General features: G+C 37.5%; 7 protein-coding genes. 1 reads left to right on the top strand and 6 read right to left on the bottom strand.

What is annotated here, in order from left to right; all coding sequences use genetic code 11:
• Nucleotides 1-3: 3 nt before the first annotated feature.
• Nucleotides 4-9,330: a MopE-related protein gene (locus tag IA57_RS05800; protein WP_036120500.1), complete on the top strand. Its 9,327-nt coding sequence runs from the start codon at nucleotides 4-6 to the stop codon at nucleotides 9,328-9,330.
• A gap of 74 nt (nucleotides 9,331-9,404) precedes the next feature.
• On the opposite strand, the gene IA57_RS05795 is transcribed toward IA57_RS05800, so the two are convergent.
• The 6 genes from IA57_RS05795 to IA57_RS05770 all read right to left on the bottom strand — a co-directional run bounded on the left by IA57_RS05795 (nucleotide 9,405) and on the right by IA57_RS05770 (nucleotide 18,805).
• Nucleotides 9,405-9,995 (bottom strand): TetR/AcrR family transcriptional regulator, encoded by a 591-nt coding sequence (locus IA57_RS05795; protein ID WP_036120497.1) that lies wholly within the window; start codon nucleotides 9,993-9,995, stop codon nucleotides 9,405-9,407.
• A gap of 90 nt (nucleotides 9,996-10,085) precedes the next feature.
• Complete coding sequence (locus tag IA57_RS05790; RefSeq protein WP_036120494.1) at nucleotides 10,086-11,486, bottom strand: efflux transporter outer membrane subunit; 1,401 nt, start codon at nucleotides 11,484-11,486, stop codon at nucleotides 10,086-10,088.
• A gap of 2 nt (nucleotides 11,487-11,488) precedes the next feature.
• Nucleotides 11,489-14,626 (bottom strand): efflux RND transporter permease subunit, encoded by a 3,138-nt coding sequence (locus IA57_RS05785; RefSeq protein WP_036120492.1) that lies wholly within the window; start codon nucleotides 14,624-14,626, stop codon nucleotides 11,489-11,491.
• A 19-nt stretch (nucleotides 14,627-14,645) separates the two neighbouring features.
• Nucleotides 14,646-15,773, bottom strand: coding sequence for an efflux RND transporter periplasmic adaptor subunit (locus IA57_RS05780; RefSeq protein WP_036120490.1), 1,128 nt, complete (start codon nucleotides 15,771-15,773; stop codon nucleotides 14,646-14,648).
• Nucleotides 15,774-15,788: 15 nt separating this feature from the next.
• Nucleotides 15,789-16,277, bottom strand: coding sequence for a GbsR/MarR family transcriptional regulator (locus tag IA57_RS05775; RefSeq protein ID WP_036120487.1), 489 nt, complete (start codon nucleotides 16,275-16,277; stop codon nucleotides 15,789-15,791).
• Between the two features lie 92 nt (nucleotides 16,278-16,369).
• Complete coding sequence (locus IA57_RS05770; protein ID WP_036120484.1) at nucleotides 16,370-18,805, bottom strand: helix-turn-helix domain-containing protein; 2,436 nt, start codon at nucleotides 18,803-18,805, stop codon at nucleotides 16,370-16,372.
• Nucleotides 18,806-18,836 lie beyond the last annotated feature (31 nt).

The following is an 18,836-nucleotide window of genomic DNA, read 5'->3' as shown; positions in this document are numbered from 1 at the left end:
ACTATGAGAGCGTTAAGAAAAATACGCTCAACCATGGTTTTAAACCTATTTCCTAGTATCAAGAAAAATATTTTATTGCTTGGCTTATTTTTGATAAGCACTGTAGGATTACAGGCGCAAAGCATAGAATCTTTTGAGTACTTTTTTGGTAACGATCCAGGTATAGGTAATGGAACCATAGTTGCAGCAAATACCAACACGGGTGAAATCACCCAAGATTTGAACATTTCACTTTCAGGAATGGAATCGGGTTTTCATAAACTCACAATACGAGCCAAGAACGATTTAGATACTTTAAGTCTTTACAAAGCCGTTACCTTTTATATTAGTGAGCCACTATCAGGTAGTGAATCAGTGGCTAATCTAGCTTCAGCTGAGTACTGGTTTGATACAGATCCAGGCTTTGGTAATGGAACCGCATTATCTATTTCAACTTCATCTGAAAACTTAACTGAAAGCTTTGTTTTGCCTTTAGGTAATTTAGATCAAGGATTTCATAAATTAGGACTAAGAGTACAAAATACCGAAGGTGTTTGGAGCATGTACGACCAGAATACATTCTATATCAGTGAGCCAATCTCCGGTAGTGATCCAATTATAAGTTTATCAGCCGCTGAGTACTGGTTTGATACGGACCCTGGTATGGGCAACGGTATTCCTTTGTCAGTTTCTGGAGCAACAACCGAGTTAAACCAAAGTTATATTATTCCTTTGGGAAGTTTAGAACAAGGCTTCCACAAAATTGGTATAAGAGTTCAAAATACTGAAGGCATTTGGAGTCTTTACGATTTAAATACATTTTATGTCAGCGAGCCTTTTTCAGGGAGTGAGGCTGTTTCAAATCTTGCGACAATGGAATATTGGTTTGATACAGATCCTGGTTTAGGTAATGGCACAGCTATTAGTATCTCGGGTAGCCCTAGTGAAATTCAAGATAACTTAATTATTCCCTTGGGAAGTTTGGAAGGCGGATATCATCAACTAGTAATTCGTGCTCAAAACTTGGACGGTTCGTGGAGCATGTTTGACCGTAAAACATTCTATGTTATTGATAATACACTCTTTGAAACGGGAGATTTAGAGCAGTTAGTAGGAGTAGAGTACCTTTTCAATGGAACCTTTGGCCCTGATGAAGAAGCCTTAGTAAGTTTAACACCAACAGGAAACCCTGATGAATACACTATTTCTATTCCTACAGATAATGAACTCTGTGATATTCATGACCTTTCCCTACGTCTAAAAAATGCAGGTGGCGATTATTCGCAAATTAAGTTATTAGAAGATATTGATGTTTATGACACTGGAGGACCAACTATAGTTGTAAATCCAAGCATTACTGTTCAATTAGATGAAACTGGCGAAGGCCTACTCACATTAGTTGATGTGGATAATGGTACTTATGATGATTGTGAATTGGTTTCTGTTGAATTGGCGCAACCTCAATACAATTACACTACTGCTGATGTTGGAGAAAATCAAGTAACCATTACAGCTACAGATGCCTTAGGAAACATCAGCACTCAAGATGTGGTAGTAACCGTATTAGCCTATAACGGTGGTGGTACAGATACAACATGGTATCAAGATGCTGATGATGATGGATTTGGAAATCCAAATGTTAGTCAATTAGCAGAAACACAACCTACTGGTTATGTAATTGATAACACAGATTGTGATGATACAAACAATGGTATTTATCCTGGAGCTACTGAAACACTAGATAATGGAATAGACGAAGACTGTGATGGTTTTGACCTTAAAACATGGTACGCCGATACGGATGGTGACACCTTTGGTGATTTAGCTTCAACGCAAACAGCCAATGAACAACCAGCAGGCTATGTGTCTGACAACACAGACTGTGATGATTCGAACAATGGTATTTATCCTGGAGCTAGTGAAACACCAGATAATGGAATAGACGAAGACTGTGATGGCTTTGATCTTAAAACATGGTATGCAGATACGGATGGTGACACCTTTGGGGATTTAGCTTCAACGCAAACAGCCAATGAACAACCAGCAGGCTATGTTTCAGATAATACAGATTGCGATGATACAAACAATGGTATTTATCCTGGAGCTACTGAAATACCAGATAATGAAATAGACGAAGACTGTGATGGCTTTGATCTTAAAACATGGTATGCAGATACGGATGGAGATACCTTTGGGGATTTAGCCTCTACGCAAACAGCCAACGAACAACCAACAGGTTATGTGTCTGATAACACAGACTGTGATGATACTGATGCTACAGTTAATCCAGATGCTGTTGAAATAGAAAACAATGGAAAGGATGACGACTGTAATCCTGCTACACTAGATAATACCTTAGTGGATGCTGATGGGGATGGTTACACAAATGATGTAGATTGTAACGATGCTAATCCAGCGATTAACCCCGGAGCAACTGAAGTTCCTGGTAATGATATTGATGAAGACTGTGACGGTTTTGATTTAAAAAACTGGTTTGCTGATACAGATAATGATTTATATGGTAATCCAAGTATTGTCATAATAGCCAATGAGCAACCAACAGGCTACGTAAACAACAATACCGATTGTGATGATTCAAATAGTGCCATCTATCCAGGTGCTAGTGAGATACCAGATAATGGAGTAGACGAAGACTGTGATGGTTTTGATCTTAAAACTTGGTATGCAGATGTTGATGGTGACACCTTTGGGGATTTAGCAACATCACAAACTGCTAATGAACAACCAGCAGGCTATGTATCTGACAACACAGATTGTGATGATTCGAACAATGGTATTTATCCTGGAGCTATTGAAACACCAGATAATGGAATAGACGAAGACTGTGATGGCTTTGATCATAAAACTTGGTATGCAGATACTGATGGCGATACCTTTGGGGATTTAGCAACATCGCAAACTGCTAATCAACAACCAGCAGGTTATGTGTCTGATAACACAGACTGTGATGATTCGAATGATACCATCTATCCTGGAGCTATTGAAACACCAGATAATGGAATAGACGAAGACTGTGATGGCTTTGACCTTAAAACATGGTATGCAGATACGGATGGTGACACCTTTGGGGATTTAGCTTCAACGCAAACAGCCAATGAACAACCAGCAGGCTATGTTTCAGATAATACAGATTGCGATGATACAAACAATGGTATTTATCCTGGAGCTACTGAAATACCAGATAATGAAATAGACGAAGACTGTGATGGCTTTGATCTTAAAACTTGGTATGCAGATACGGATGGCGATACCTTTGGTGATTTAGCCTCTACGCAAACTGCTAATGAACAACCTGCAGGCTATGTATCTGATAATACTGATTGTGATGATTCGAACAATGGCATTAATCCTGGAGCTACTGAAATACCAAATAATGGCATTGATGAAGATTGCGATGGTATAGATGAAGTTGTTGAAATTACTTGGGGAATAGTAGGAAATGCCACTCCTAATGGCTGGATAGGGCCAGACGTTCAGTTTAATACTACCGAAATCAACAATGTCTTTGAAATCATTACCGACTTTACAGACGGCTACATCAAATTTAGAGCTAATAATGATTGGAACGTTGGAAATTACGGCGATTTTGAAGGTGATGGTATTCTAGATGCGCCACCAAATGCCAATGATATTCCTGTTACGCAGGGAACATACAAAGTAATCCTCAACTTAAATGATCTTACATATTCAATTGAACCTTATCAAGAGATATGGGGCATTGTAGGATCAGCCTATAATAACTGGGGAAGTAGTCCTGACTTTCCTATGGAGTATAATGAAACAACCAGCAATTGGGTGGCTAATGTGCACTTGATAGATGGAGAATTTAAATTCAGGTTAAATAATGACTGGAGTTGGAATTATGGTGATGGAGAAGTCAACTTTGATAATGATGGTATCTTAGATTTACACGGAGTTAATATCCCTGTAACAGCAGGATATTATAAAGTAACGGCCAATTTCACCACATTAACGTACTCAATTGAAGAATTAGTTGAAATTCCAGATTCTAATTTTGAGCAGGCCTTGATTGATCTGGGTATAGATAGTGATGGGGTAGTAAACCAGAGTTTATTAAAAAGTGATGCCGAATTAGTAACGGAGTATTTAAATGTAAGTAATAAAAACATTTCAGATTTATCTGGAATAGAAGCCTTTATAAATTTAAAAGATCTTCGTTGTCAGTATAATCAAATTAGTTCAATAGATTTAAGTTCTAATACTGAGTTAATTTTGTTGGGTATTTGGGATAATCAATTGACATCTTTAGATTTATCATCAAACCATAATTTTAAAGATTTATATGCAGACAATAATTCTATAAGTAGCATTTCATTTTCAAATGCTAATATTATAGAGCGTATCAACTTGAGAAATAATGCTATTACTGATTTAGATGTAACTAATTATGCTCAACTGATTCAATTAGACATAGCCTATACCAGTGTTACCTCAATTGATTTATCACAAAATATCAATTTACAGGAGCTGTATGTTAAAAATAATGGACTTACTAATCTAGACTTATCACAAAACATAAATCTTTTAGGTATAGATGTTTCTGATAATGATTTAGTGGCTCTTGACTTATCTAACAATTCAAGTTTGGAATATTTACAAATTCAGAATAATCTAAACTTAAGTCATTTAGATTTAAGGAATGGGAACAATGCAAACATGAATTATTTTATAGCATCAAACACACCAAACCTTAATTGTATCAATGCAGACCCTGTAATTTCTCAAGCGATGATTAATTCAGGTAAAACCTTTAGTGAAGACTGTGGCGACTTTGTTTATATCCCAGACCCTAACTTTGAACAAGCATTGATTGATTTAGGAATAGACAGTGATGGAGTTGTAAATCAGAGTTTGTTAAGAAGTGATGCAGAAGCAGTCACAGCTCAGTTAAATGTTAGCAATAATAATATTTCTGATTTAACTGGTATTGAAGCTTTTACTAATCTTAATGATTTAATAATTGGTGGGAATAATTTGACCAGTATTGACTTATCGCAAAATACAAGTCTTACTTATTTGTCTTGTGGATCAAACCTAATGACAACGCTAGATGTTTCATTAAACATTAACCTTAATCAATTGTCAATAGGTAATTTACCTATTTCAACTCTTGATTTGAGTAATAACGTAAATCTGTATAAGTTTTTTGCTGTAAACAATTCAACTTTACAACATGTGAACTTTGGGACTATTCCTTTACTTAATCAAGTTTGGATTACAGAATCTACAATAGAATCATTGAATTTGAGTGGTAATTCAGGAATGCTGTTTTTAATTTTGCATAATAATCTTAATCTTTCACACTTAGATTTAAGGAACGGTTATAATACAAGTATCAGCTATTTTGATGTAACTAACACACCAAACCTTACTTGTATTAATGCAGACCCTGTAATTTCTCAAGCGATGATTAATTCAGGCAAAACCTTTAGTGAAGACTGTGGAGACTTTGTCTATATTCCAGACCCCAACTTTGAACAGGCATTGATTGATTTGGGGATTGACAGTGATGGTGTTGTAAACCAGGGTTTGTTAAGGAGTGATGCGGAAGCGGTAGTAGAATTAAATTTAAACAATCCATTGTTTGTAACATTTACCTTTCAAGGGAATCCGTTAATTCAAAATGTAACAGAAAAGATTTATGATCTAACAGGAATTGAAGCTTTTATAAATCTTACTAGTTTAACTTGTGATTATAATGAAATTGAAACATTAGATTTATCGGGTAATACTCAATTAATTTATTTAAGCTGCAATTATGGCCATATTAATGATGTCAATTTGACTCAAAATAGTTTACTGGAAACTCTTTATTTATATGAAAATCAAGTTGCAACAATAGATTTATCACAAAACATCAACCTAGATTTAATAGGCTTGGATAATAATAATTTATCAAATATTGATGCTTCAAACAACGTGAGTTTAAGAATGTTTTTTGCAACCAACAACAATATAACATCCTTACAACTCTCTAATAATATAAACTTAGAGTTCATTAATATCAATAATAACTTAAATTTATCGCATTTGGATATAAGAAATGGTAATAATTCTAATATTACATTTTTCCAAGTTTTCAACACACCAAACCTTACTTGTATCAATGCCGACCCTGTAATTTCTCAAGCTATGATTAATTCAGGGAAAACCTTTAGTGAAGACTGTGGCGACTTTGTTTATATACCTGATCCAAATTTTGAGCAGGCACTTATTGATTTAGGAATAGATAGCGATGGGGTTGTCAATACTTCTGTTTTAAGACAAGATGTTAACGGTGTTGTGGGGTTAGGATTAAATGATCCTTTAACAAACCCTAGCTTACCTAATGTAAATGGTAAGATTATTGATTTAACAGGAATAGAAGCTTTTGTAAACTTAGTAGGGATTAACTTAAATGGGAATGAGATTGCTCATTTAGATTTCAGTTCAAATCTTTTATTAAAAGATATATATGCTAATCAATGTAATATACAAACGCTCAATGTTGATTTAAATTCGAATTTGGAGTTTCTGCATTTATGGTCAAATCAACTTACCAACTTGAATGTTTCAAATAATCCGAATTTAAAAGAGCTTATTTTACTTGGTAACCACCTTACAAGTTTGGATGTCTCTTACAATACAAACTTAACATTCCTTCAATGTGGTTATAACCAATTAACAAACTTGAATATTGCCAATGGCAACAACATTAATTTTACACCACCTAATTGGACAAGCGCTTCTTTCTCGGCTGATGGAAACCCAAATTTAGAATGTATTCAAGCAGATGAAGATGTGATTGAAAATATTCCTTCAGATTGGGTAAAAGATGCCCATGCCATTTACAGCAGTGACTGCAATACCAAACCGGAGCATGTCTATATTCCTGACCCTAACTTTGAACAGGCTTTAGTAGACTTGGGTATTGATAGTGACGGTATAGTGAATACGTGGTTATTGCGTAATGATGCAGAAGCTACTACTGGTCATTTAGGTATAAGTGGGAAAAATATTAGTGATTTAACAGGTATTGAAGCGTTTGTAAATATTACAGAGTTGCAAGCAGGGGAAAACCAGCTTACCAGTATTGATGTGTCACAAAATGTATTATTAGAAAAAATATGGGTGTATTATAATCAATTAACCGAGTTGGATTTATCATCTAATACATTAATGGAACGTGTCTCCGCAGGAGGAAACCAACTGAGCTCTATTAATCTTGCAGGATTAAATCAAGTTGATACACTCCTACTATGGCAAAATCAATTGACCCAACTAGATGTATCTGATTTAGCAAACTTGGTATCATTGGATGCAAGAGAAAATCAATTGACCAACTTAGACACAACCGGAAATCCCTTATTAGAAACCTTGCATATTGGCAATAATAATCTTGCAACTTTGAACTTGTCCAATAATGTCAATCTAATGTACTTATATGTCCATCAGAACAACTTGGAAGAATTAGACATTTTATCAAATGTTGACCTTTTGAATTTAGCCGCTGGCCAAAATAATATTGATCAATTGGACATATCAGTTAATCAATCTTTGGAATACCTCAACGCCAGCTATAATGATGGATTAAAACTGATAACAGCTGCTACTGGAAGTCCTTCGCTATTGCATTTAGACTTATCCAGCACAGGATTATCCAATTTCAATCCAACTTTGTATCCTAATTTAGAATCTCTATTGTTGGATGATAACAACTTAACCAGGTTGAATACCGGAAATATTCCAAACATTCAACTGCTTTCAGTTCACCACAATATGATTGATGACATGGATCTCTCATCCAATTCGCAATTAGTATCGCTTTATGTTTATAATAACCAACTGGAAATCTTAAATGTTCAAAATGGTAATAACGTCAATCTGCTACAGTTTGACGCTACCAACAATTTATTAACGTGTATCATGGCAGATTCCAATGATAACACACAAGCCCCTTATAATGGTTGGCTCATGGATCTTGGAGTAACATTAAGCTTGGATTGTGGGAATGAACCCGACGTGGTCTTGATTCCAGATCCAAATTTTGAACAGGCCTTAATTGACTTGAACATTGATTCAAATGGTTTAACTGGAAATATTTTAAGAACCGATGCCGAAACCCCTTTGGTATTAGACGTCAGCAATAAGTCCATATCAGACCTTAAAGGGATAGAAGGGTTTATAAATCTTACACACCTGAACATTTCAAACAACCTTCTAAACACAGTCAATTTAACAGAAAATACGTCTCTGGAAAATTTGGATGTGTCATTTAACAACTTAGAGGAATTAAACAGTTTGAATAGTGGGAATTCATTAATAAGTTTAAATGTTAGCGACAATCAGTTAGTAAACTTGATCGTTGAAAACTTTAATAATTTGGAATTGTTAAATGCCGAATCCAATTTATTAAATACCCTTGATGTAAGAGACCTTAATTCATTAAACGATTTGAATACCCTAAACAATCCCGATTTATTTTGTATAGGCGTTGACAATCCGGACGCTATTCCAATAGGCTGGATTAAGGATGACTGGACCGCATATTATACCGACCCAGATTGCTTAGATCCAACCATTATTTCGAATGATGTCACCATCTATTTAAACAACCAAGGAAAGGCTTCGGTAGTAGCTAATGAGTTTGATAATGGTTCTTATGACAACATCACAGCTTCGACAGATTTGATTTTTGAAATTTCTCAATCAAATTTTAACTGCGGTAACTTGGGTTTAAATCAGCTAGAGTTAATGGTAACCGATCAAGCCGGAAATACGGCAGTACAAATGGTCAATCTTTATGTTGTAGATAATTTGAATCCATCGGTATCAACCCTAAATGATTTTGTGGTAGATCTTAATGGCATGTCGGCTTACAACATTACTACTGATGATGTTCATAGAAACTCCTCAGACAATTGCGAAGTTGCTTCATTGGATATTAACCAATCCATATTTACATCTATTGGGGTTTATACGGTTACTCTCACAGCAACTGATAGTAGTGGAAATACGGCCACAGATACTATTGAAATTACGGTAGAAGACAGTGCCGGTTCGGCTGTATTAAAATTCAGACAGAATCTTGAAGTCACCATTTATCCAGTACCGATAGCTGAAGCTATACACCTTAATTTTTCATACGCTATCGATTTATCAACTGTTGACGTTCAATTATTTGATTTTAATTTAAATCCCACAGAAGTTGATTTCATGGAAGATTCTGGAAGCATAATCAGTTCAAACACTGAAGATTTGTCCGCAGGAATTTATTTAATACAAATAACCATCGCAGGTCAAACCAAAACAGAACTTCTTGTGAAATAGTCATTTTATTTAGAAAAGGTGCTATAAATTATAGCACCTTTTTTATAACTCCTATCTAGCCCCAATATAAGTTCTTATTCCGCCAAAGGAAACACATAAGAAGGCTTGGTAATTCCTCTAAGACTATAAATAATGGTGTGGTTTAGTAAGGTATTGCTCGGGTAAATATCGAACAGATTGTTATTTGTAAAGGCAATTTCCTCAAACCGCTTAAAATACAGGTCGCAGAATAAGTTTAGGTTAACACCTGCCATTAAAATCCCACTTTCTTGAGCCTCTTTTAGCAAGTTATACACCCTTACCCTAACAAAATCATCCCGAAAATCATCAAACACCTTATTGGCTGTCGGATAGTACTTTCTAAGTCCAAAAATAAAAGAAGGCTTAAAGTACTTTAACCGTTCAAATGCTTTTTCGTACATTATAATTATGCGTGCAATGGGATCGTCTTGCCCACGCAACATAGCTTCTAATGTCTGGTTGTAATCGTCTATTAAGTACTGTACGCTTGCTATAACCAAAGCCTCTTTACTATCGAAGTATTTATAAATGGTTTTTTTAGAAATTCCCAACTCCGAAGCAAGCTCATCCATAGTAAAACGTTTGCTTCCAAACTTGGTGAAGTTGGAAACAGAACACTCCAAAACGTCACGCTTACTCGTCATTCTTCTAATTAGTTTATTATAAAAATAAAGCAGAAGTATCAAAAAACGACACTCCTGCTCTATTAAATTTATTTACTTTTCTTCTTCATTTTATTGCCATCCGCCACCAAGGGCTTCGTATAAATTCACGATGCTTAACAACTGGTTTAATTTGTTGTTAATCATATTCAATTCGGCGCTTAACGCACTTTGTCTTGCTGTTAACAAATCCAAGTAATTGGCATAGCCGTTTTTAAGCAGTTCCTCAGAATTGGCTTCGGCCTTACGCAAGGCTTCAACTTCTTTCTCCCTGTATTCAAATTTTTCGGTTTCGGCCTTGTAATCAAACAGTGCATTAGACACCTCGTTACCGGCCGTAAGCAATGTTTTCTTAAAGCTTAGCAGCGCTTGTTCCTGCTGTGCTTGGGCAACTTCGTGTTGGGTTTTTATGGCACGCTTATTAAAAATAGGCTGTGTTAAACCGCCAACTATATTGGCAAATAACGAATTGGCACTTAACAGTTCGTCCAATTCCAAACTTTGAAAACCACCGTTGGCCGTTAAGGTTAACGACGGGTAGAATTGACTTCGTGTGACATTGGTCATCTCGAAGGCATTGATCAATCCGTATTCGGCTGCCATAACATCGGGTCTGTTTCGTAGCAAGGTCGTAGGAACGCCCAATTTAACCTCGGCGTTTAACTGCTGGCCGTCCAGTGTGCTACGCTCAATAGCCACGGCAGGTCTGCCTAAAAGCAGATTTAATGTGTTTTCAGTTTTAAAAATAGCAGCTTCCAATTCTACCTTTAAGGCTTTGGCGTTATTGTATTGCGCTATGTTTTGATCTACCGCCACTTGGGTTACATTCCCGGCATCCTTTAAGGCTTTAATAGTAACCACACTACTGTCTCTGGTAGCAATGGTTTTTTTGGTGATGTCTAATTGAGCATCTAAGGCTACCAGTTGGTAATAGGTTGAAGCAATGGCCGAAACCAATTGGGTTTTTACCGCTTGATGGGCGGCTACACTTTGCAAGTAGCTAGCTTCACCGGCTCTTTTTGTGCTTCTTATTTTACCCCAAATATCGGCTTCCCAAGACAGGTTTCCGGTAAGCTCGAATTGCTGCAGGCTTCCGTCGAAAAACGCTCCAAACTGACTGTTTTTTGCCAACTCCTGGTGTGTCGCTGTTGCGCCAATCCCTATGCTGGGCAAATAGCCCGCTTTGCCTTGTTTCATATAAGCTTCGGCTGCCGCCATTTGCTGTAAGGCAACGCGAATGTCTAGGTTATGCTGTAGGCCTTCTTCAATATATTGCTTTAAATACGTGTCGGTAAACATGTCTTTCCACGATACATCTGCCATAGACAAGCTGTCTTGTGGCAAATTATCGGTACGGTATAAGTGCTCTGTTTCTTCCAACTCCGGACGCACATAATCCTTGGCTACAAAACAACTTTGTAGGGTGGTGGCCATGACAACCACGATTAAGCTTTTATTTAAAATAGCATTCATGATTAATTTTCTTTAGTTTCAACAACAACGGGCTTACTGGATACTTTCTCTTGCAACCACTGGAACAGGATAAACAAGATTGGTATAATAAACACCCCTAAAATGGTTCCTATAAACATGCCTCCTGCTGCTCCTGTACCAATAGAATTATTTCCTTCGGCACCTACACCTTTTGCTAACACCAAAGGCATTAGTCCTAAAATAAAGGCAAAAGAGGTCATTAAAATAGGGCGTAAACGTGCTTTGGCGCCATGAATAGCGGCATCTACCAGACTTTCACCATGACGGCGGCGCTGTACGGCAAATTCCACAATTAGAATGGCATTTTTAGCCAAGAGCCCAACCAACATAATCAAGGCAATCTGGAAATAGATGTTGTTCTCCAGCCCCATAACCTTTGTCGAGAAAAAGGCTCCAAATACCCCTAAAGGTAACGACAAGATTACTGCTAATGGTAAAATATAGCTTTCGTATTGGGCAGCCAATAAAAAGTAAACAAATACAATTACCAATAAGAAAATAACCACCGTTTGGTTACCGGCGTTCACCTCCTCTCGCGATAGGCCAGAATAGGCCACCTCGTAGTTGCTCGGCAGGTTTTTAATTTCTTCGTTTACGATAGCAATGGCATCACCAGTACTAAACCCTGGGTTGGAAGCCCCACTTATTTTAGCTGAATTGTACAGGTTAAAACGCGTTACCGATTGTGGGCCATACACCCGTTTTAAATTCACAAATTGGGTGATTGGTGTCATCTCGCCACTGCCGGTCTTTATGTACAGTTCGTTTAGGGAATTGGCATCGCTTCGGTCTTCTGGCTGCGCCTGGACATACACGCGGTACTGCTTACCAAACCTTGCAAAATCTGCGGCATAAACTCCACCGATGTACCCTTGTAAGGTTGAAAATATACTGCTTATGGAAACCCCGTATTTCTTAGCCAATGGCACATCGATATCCAATTCGTATTGGGGATATTTGGTATTGAATGATGATTGTCCGTACTGAATTTCCGGATGCTTCATTAAATTGCCAATAAACTGTTGGGTGGTAGCATCTAACTCTTCAAAACTACCGCCAGACTTATCCATTAAGTTTACTTCAAACCCTCCCGAGAGTCCAAACCCTGGAATACTTGGTGGTGCGAAGAAAATAATATTGGCATCTGGAATGGTTGCTGCAACCCCAAACAATTTTCCTATAATAGCATTTGCCGATTGGTCTTCACTCTCGCGCTCTTCCCAATCTTTTAACTTTACAAAGCCCAACCCGTAGTTGGTACCGGCGCCACTAATTAAACTTCTACCGTTAATTAGGGTTATTCCTCTAACCCCTGGAATTTGTCTTGCTTTCTCATACAACTCCTGTGTTACCATGTTGGTTCTATCCATAGAGGCTCCAGCAGGCAGTTCGACGTTTACAAAAATAATTCCACGGTCTTCGTTAGGCACAAACCCTGTTGGTGTGGTGTTTGCCGCCCACCAAATACCTACTCCAGAAAGTATGAGTATGGCCGCCGTTATCCATTTGTTTTTATATAAAAAGGCTAATGACTTTCCATAACGCTCTGTAGTGGCATTAAAGCCTGCATTAAATCTGTCGTAGAATTTCTGCAAAAAGCTTTTGTTTTTATCTTCGTGTTCTTCATGCCCTTTTAAGAATAAGGCACAAAGTGCCGGACTTAAGGTTAAGGCATTAACTGCCGAAATTAAAATGGCGACAATTAGCGTTACCCCAAATTGCTCATAAAACACCCCCGTAGGTCCTTGAATAAAGGTAACAGGAATAAATACCGCAGCCATAACCAAGGTAATCGAGATAATGGCTCCCGAGATTTCGTGCATAGCATCTAGTGTTGCGGTTTTGGCATTTGTTTCACCTTGGTCTATTTTGGCATGTACGGCTTCAACCACCACAATGGCGTCGTCTACCACAATACCAATGGCTAATACTAATGCGAATAAGGTTAATAGGTTAATCGAGTACCCAAACAAATTCAAGAAAAAGAACGTACCTACAATAGCTACTGGTACTGCAATTGCTGGAATTAGGGTCGAACGGAAATCTTGTAAGAAAATAAACACCACCAAGAACACCAATAAGAAGGCCTCGATTAAGGTGTTTCTTACCTTGTTCATGGATGCCGTTAGGAAATTGTTCGTATCGTAATTGATCTCGTATTTAATGCCCTCAGGAAAATCTTGCGACAAGCGTTCCAACTCCGATTTAATTTCTTCTATAATCTCTTGTGCATTAGATCCCGCTGTTTGATAAATACCCATGTTTACACTTGGGTACCCCTCGGTAAACCCATAAGAATCGTAGCCTTGCGAATCCAATTCAATTTTAGCCACATCTTTTAAACGCAGGTACTCTCCATTATCCAGAGCTTTAATAACAATATCCTCGTACTGCTTTTCGGTTTTAAAGCGCCCACTATACTTAATGTTATAAGAAAATGCTTGGCCGTCGTTTTGCCCTAGCGAGCCCGCAGAAGCTTCTAAACTTTGCTCTCTTAACGCTGCTGTTACTTCTGAAGGGATTAAGTTATAAGCCGCTAATTTTTCGGGCTTTAACCAAATGCGCATGGCGTAGTCTTGGTTAGAGAACACGTTTACGTTACCCACACCGTTTACCCTTTGAAGGGCCGGTATTACGTTAATCTTTAAATAGTTTTGAACAAAGGTAGCGTTGTAATCGTCGTTTTCGGAAAATACCGAAAGGAACATTAATGCCGATGTTTGTTGCTTTTGTGTGGTAACCCCGGTTTGTATTACTTCTTGTGGTAATAACGGATTTGCTCTAGCCACACGGTTTTGTACGTTTACCGCCGCAATGTCGGGGTCCATTTCCTGGTCGAAAAATACGGTAATATTGGCCGTACCGTTATTAGATGCAGAAGACGTCATATAGGTCATGCCTTCCACACCGTTTATTTGTTCTTCGATAGGAATAATAACACTCTCCAGAATGGTTTCGGCACTGGCGCCCGGATAGGTCGCATTTACCTGAATGGTAGGCGGTGCAATATCTGGGTACTGCTCTACAGGCAATGTTGTATAGCCCAAAATACCCAAAATAACAATGATAATGGAAATAACGGTAGATAATACCGGTCTTTCTATAAAGGTTTTTAACATGATTTCTAGCTTCTAAGTGTTATTGAAAAAGTGGTTTGATAGGCTTTACAATACTATCGAAAGCAACTTTTTGAGGTTGTATAGGGGTGCGGTTACGCAGCTTGCCTATGCCTTTTACTACAACAAGATCGCCTGCTTTTATACCAGCTCCTACAACATAAAGCCCATCAGCTTTATCTTTTACCGTAACCATGGTGGCTATGGCTGTATTACTTTCATCTACTTTGTACACAAAGGTTTGTCCTTGCTGCTCGAAGGTGGCCGATTGTGGTACAACTACGGAATTTTCGTAATGCTTCGGAATTTCTATCGTTCCGCTGTTACCGTTGGTTAACAACAGGTTTGGGTTGTTAAATGTTGCTCTAAAGCTTACTGTTCCTGTGTTGGCATCTATTTGTCCGGTAACGGTTTCTATGGTGCCCTTTTGGTCGTAAGCTTGACCGTTGGCCAATAACAATCCTACCTTCGGAAAGTTGTTTATTTTATCTTGACGTGTTTTGCCTTCGGTTTGTTGTAAAAAATTTAAGTATTCGGTTTCGTTCATTGAAAAGTAAGCGTACACCTTATCAATGCTGGCTACTGTGGTTAAAGGTTTGGCGCTAGTGGCGCTTACCAAAGAGCCTTCTCTATAAGAAATGGCGCCCACATAACCATCTACCGGGCTGGTTACAGTCGCGTAACCAATGTTGGCCACCACACTGTTATAAGCGCTTTTAGCCTGTGCTAGATTAGCCTTGGCTGTTTCTAACTGCACTTGGCTAATGATGTTTTTTTCAACAAGCGGAATAAGTTTATCTACTTCTACTTGCGCCACGTTTACACGAGCCTTGGCGGCTTCGGCATCTTGGCTTAACGACTGGGTTTCTAGCTTAAATAACGCCTGACCTTTTTTTACTTTTTGGCCTTCGTCTACCAATACGTTTTGAATGTAACCAGAAACTTTCGCGCGTACTTCACTGCTTATGGTACCTTCTATTGTTGTGGGATAGGCTATGTAAGACGTTACGTCTTTTTGTGGCATTTCTGAAACCACAAAAGGTAATACTTGGGGCTGCTGCGGCCCTTGTTGTGCTTCCTGCTTACAGCTGCTTACTGCTAAGGCCGAAATACCAAAAACCAGTAGGCTATATGTCTTTAATCGTTTCATTTTTTTTGACTTGTATTAGTGTTTGTTATTGATTATTGTTTCTTTTAATTTGGTTATGGATGTCATTGCCCCATCTAAGAAGTCTATAAAACTATCGTGAAACCCCAGTTCGAACTGGTTTTCTTCTTCTAACGTTTTGTTGGCATCTTCTTTATAGGCCTTTATTTCTATATGTAATTGTTTTTCGTTTTTCCACTCCTCTACCATATCGCTAATTCCTTGAATCATGGTGTGTTTGTTTATGGTAAAATATTTCTTTCGGTCACCTGGTCTAGTAAAATAGTCTATTTTTTTTAAATCCTGTAAATGACTTAGGTGCGTAGAAATGGTACTTTTACTAGCACAGAGGTTAGACACCAAATCTTCGAAGGTTGTGCCTTGCTTTCCTGTTAAAATAATGTATGAAAAAATCCTTGCGGCCACAGGAGCCATTTGCTCTTTTTTTTCTAAGAAAATACCCAATTTCTCTACCAGTTCACTCTTTCTTGTTGCTATTAAATTCATCGTCATTTTAATTTTACCATGCAAAAGTAACATTTAGTTCGGAACAAACCGAACTAAACGAAGTTAAGAAATTGTTAAATAGCGTTTTCCTCTTATCCTGAGAGCTTTTCCAGCTCATTAAGCACAAGTCTTATTTCGCCATAAGAGAATTTTTCATCTAATTGATGTTTCAAATCCGATAGATTATCAAATGTCTTGGTTGGTATCACTTTTTTAAGCTCCTTGTAGTTCGTTTTGGTCATTAAATCGGTAATTTCAATTTCTCCCGATGGGATAAAGCTTGCTAAATGCCCAAAGATGGTATTGGTATTGAGTTCCCGTTCGTCAGCTATTTGCGCAATGGTTTTTCCTTGTTTGAACAGTTGCAGGGATGCTTTTTGTGAATCGCCTTTTTTTCGTTTAGGGTGTTTAGATTCTGAATTAAAATTGTTTTGAACAACAACATTGTTATCATTGATGTATTCTGAAATTACTTCAAGAATTTCTGCACCATATGTTTCAATGCGCTTTTTCCCCATACCATGTACTGCCTTAAGTTCTTGCTTTGTGGTTGGTAGCAACTCACACATGGCATACAAGGATTTTTGTGTAAAAATTTGAAAATGCGCCACGTTTTCCCTAGTTGCTATCTGGCTTCTTAAGGCCTTAAGCAGTTCGAAAAGCTTTGTATTGGATGTGCCTTCAACAACTGTTTTTCGTTGTTTTTTGGGCTGTACGTTTAATAGGAAAACCGATTCGGCTCTTAATTTTAAAAAAGCATCCGTATGGAACTCATTTTTCAAGCCTTCAAAATAGAATAATTTTGCCGCTAGCAATTCTTCTAAAGCATCTAATTGTTTTACAATATCTTTATCAACCGTTTTATTATCTGTAGTAAAACTTATGGCATTTATAGCCGTCTCAATGCCTGATTTGGTTTGCTCATTAAAGTAGCTTATTGCCTTAACAAAACGGTCTTGCAATGCATTGCTGGTTTCAGGAATTTCGGTTTTACCAACCACTGTTTGCAATTGTAAATTGAAGGAATTGCTGATTTTTAATAAATGGGTTACTAAGTTTTTAATCCGCTTTAGTGGTTCTTCCAGCTTGCCTTCAATACTATTTCGGTTTTTATAGTAAATATCCAGCGTCCGATTTGTTGGGTGCAAAAACTCATAAAAATTAAACACTTCTGAAATTAAATCCAACTGAAACTGCCGTTTGGATTCTTGTAAAATGCCTTCGTTAGGTTGGTTGTTTTCCGCCGTTTTATTAAAGGATACCACATGGCTATCGGTAATAATTTGTTGCGGGGATATTTTACTTTTTAAAACCAAACCCTCTAAAGATTTACATCTGCTTAAAGCCACATAAGTTTGTCCATGGGCAAAGGCATCTTCAGCATCAATAATGGCTTTTTCAAACGTTAACCCCTGACTTTTGTGTATGGTAATAGACCAAGCCAATCGCAATGGTATTTGTGAATAGCTTCCTATTTTGTCTTCTGTAATTTCTTTGGTAGCGTTATTAACAGTGTATTTAATATTTTCCCAAGTTTCAAATGACGTGGTAATATTAAAATCGTCTTGGGGACAACGTACCACAACCTCATCTTCGCTTAACGCAATGACCTTGCCTATTTTTCCATTAAAATACCGCTTTTCAGCCGCGCTGTCATTTTTAATAAACATGACTTGTGCCCCTATTTTTAGTTGCAAGTCGTCTTTATTTGGAAAAGCATGTTCTGGGAAATCGCCCGCTAAAATGGCTTGGTAGGTCTGTGTTTCTCCTTCTAACTCATCCAATTTTTTTTGGTTTATCTGGGCGGCTTTTCGGTTGTGTGTTGTTAAAGAAATATAGCCTTCTTTGGGACTAAAATCAGGCTGATATCTTTTATTGAGCTCATCTGCCGATTGTTGTGATAATTGATTGTTTCTAATGCCATTTAAAATAGCAATAAAAACAGGGTTTTCTTGTCTGTAAATATGTTTTAATTCTATTGTTATGGCCCGACATTGCTCATAGGCCAAACTGCTGAAGAAAAAATAATTTTTATAATATGACTTTAACAATTGCCATTCGTGTTCCTTGACAACAGGAGATAATTGCTGGAGGTCGCCAATCATTAGTAATTGTGTACCACCAAAGGGCAATTGTCTGTTTTTAAACCGCCTTAACACCTTATCAATACCATCCAGCAAATCTGCTCGCACCATACTAATTTCATCAATAATTAGTAAATCGAGTGACTTAATGATGTTGATTTTTGTTTTACTGAACTTCCTACTAAACTTTGAAGCGGTTTGCAGGTCTTCGTTTGGCAAAATAGGGCCAAAAGGCATTTGAAAAAACGAATGAATGGTCACCCCTTTTGCATTAATAGCAGCCACTCCTGTTGGGGCTACAACAATCAGGCGTTTACGGCATTCTTTTTTTAATTTATGAAGAAATGTTGTTTTTCCTGTACCTGCTTTTCCCGTCAAAAAGATATTCCGGTTGGTTTTAGTAACAAAACTCCAAGCTAAATCAAGTTCTATGTTTTCCTTCATACTTTTTACAATAAGCTATGAAGATACTTTT

Origin of the sequence: Mangrovimonas yunxiaonensis (assembly GCF_000733475.1) — a bacterium.
Lineage (GTDB): Bacteria > Bacteroidota > Bacteroidia > Flavobacteriales > Flavobacteriaceae > Mangrovimonas > Mangrovimonas yunxiaonensis.
Note: the sequence above shows the minus strand (reverse complement) of the source record. Positions and strands in the feature narration are given on the sequence as shown.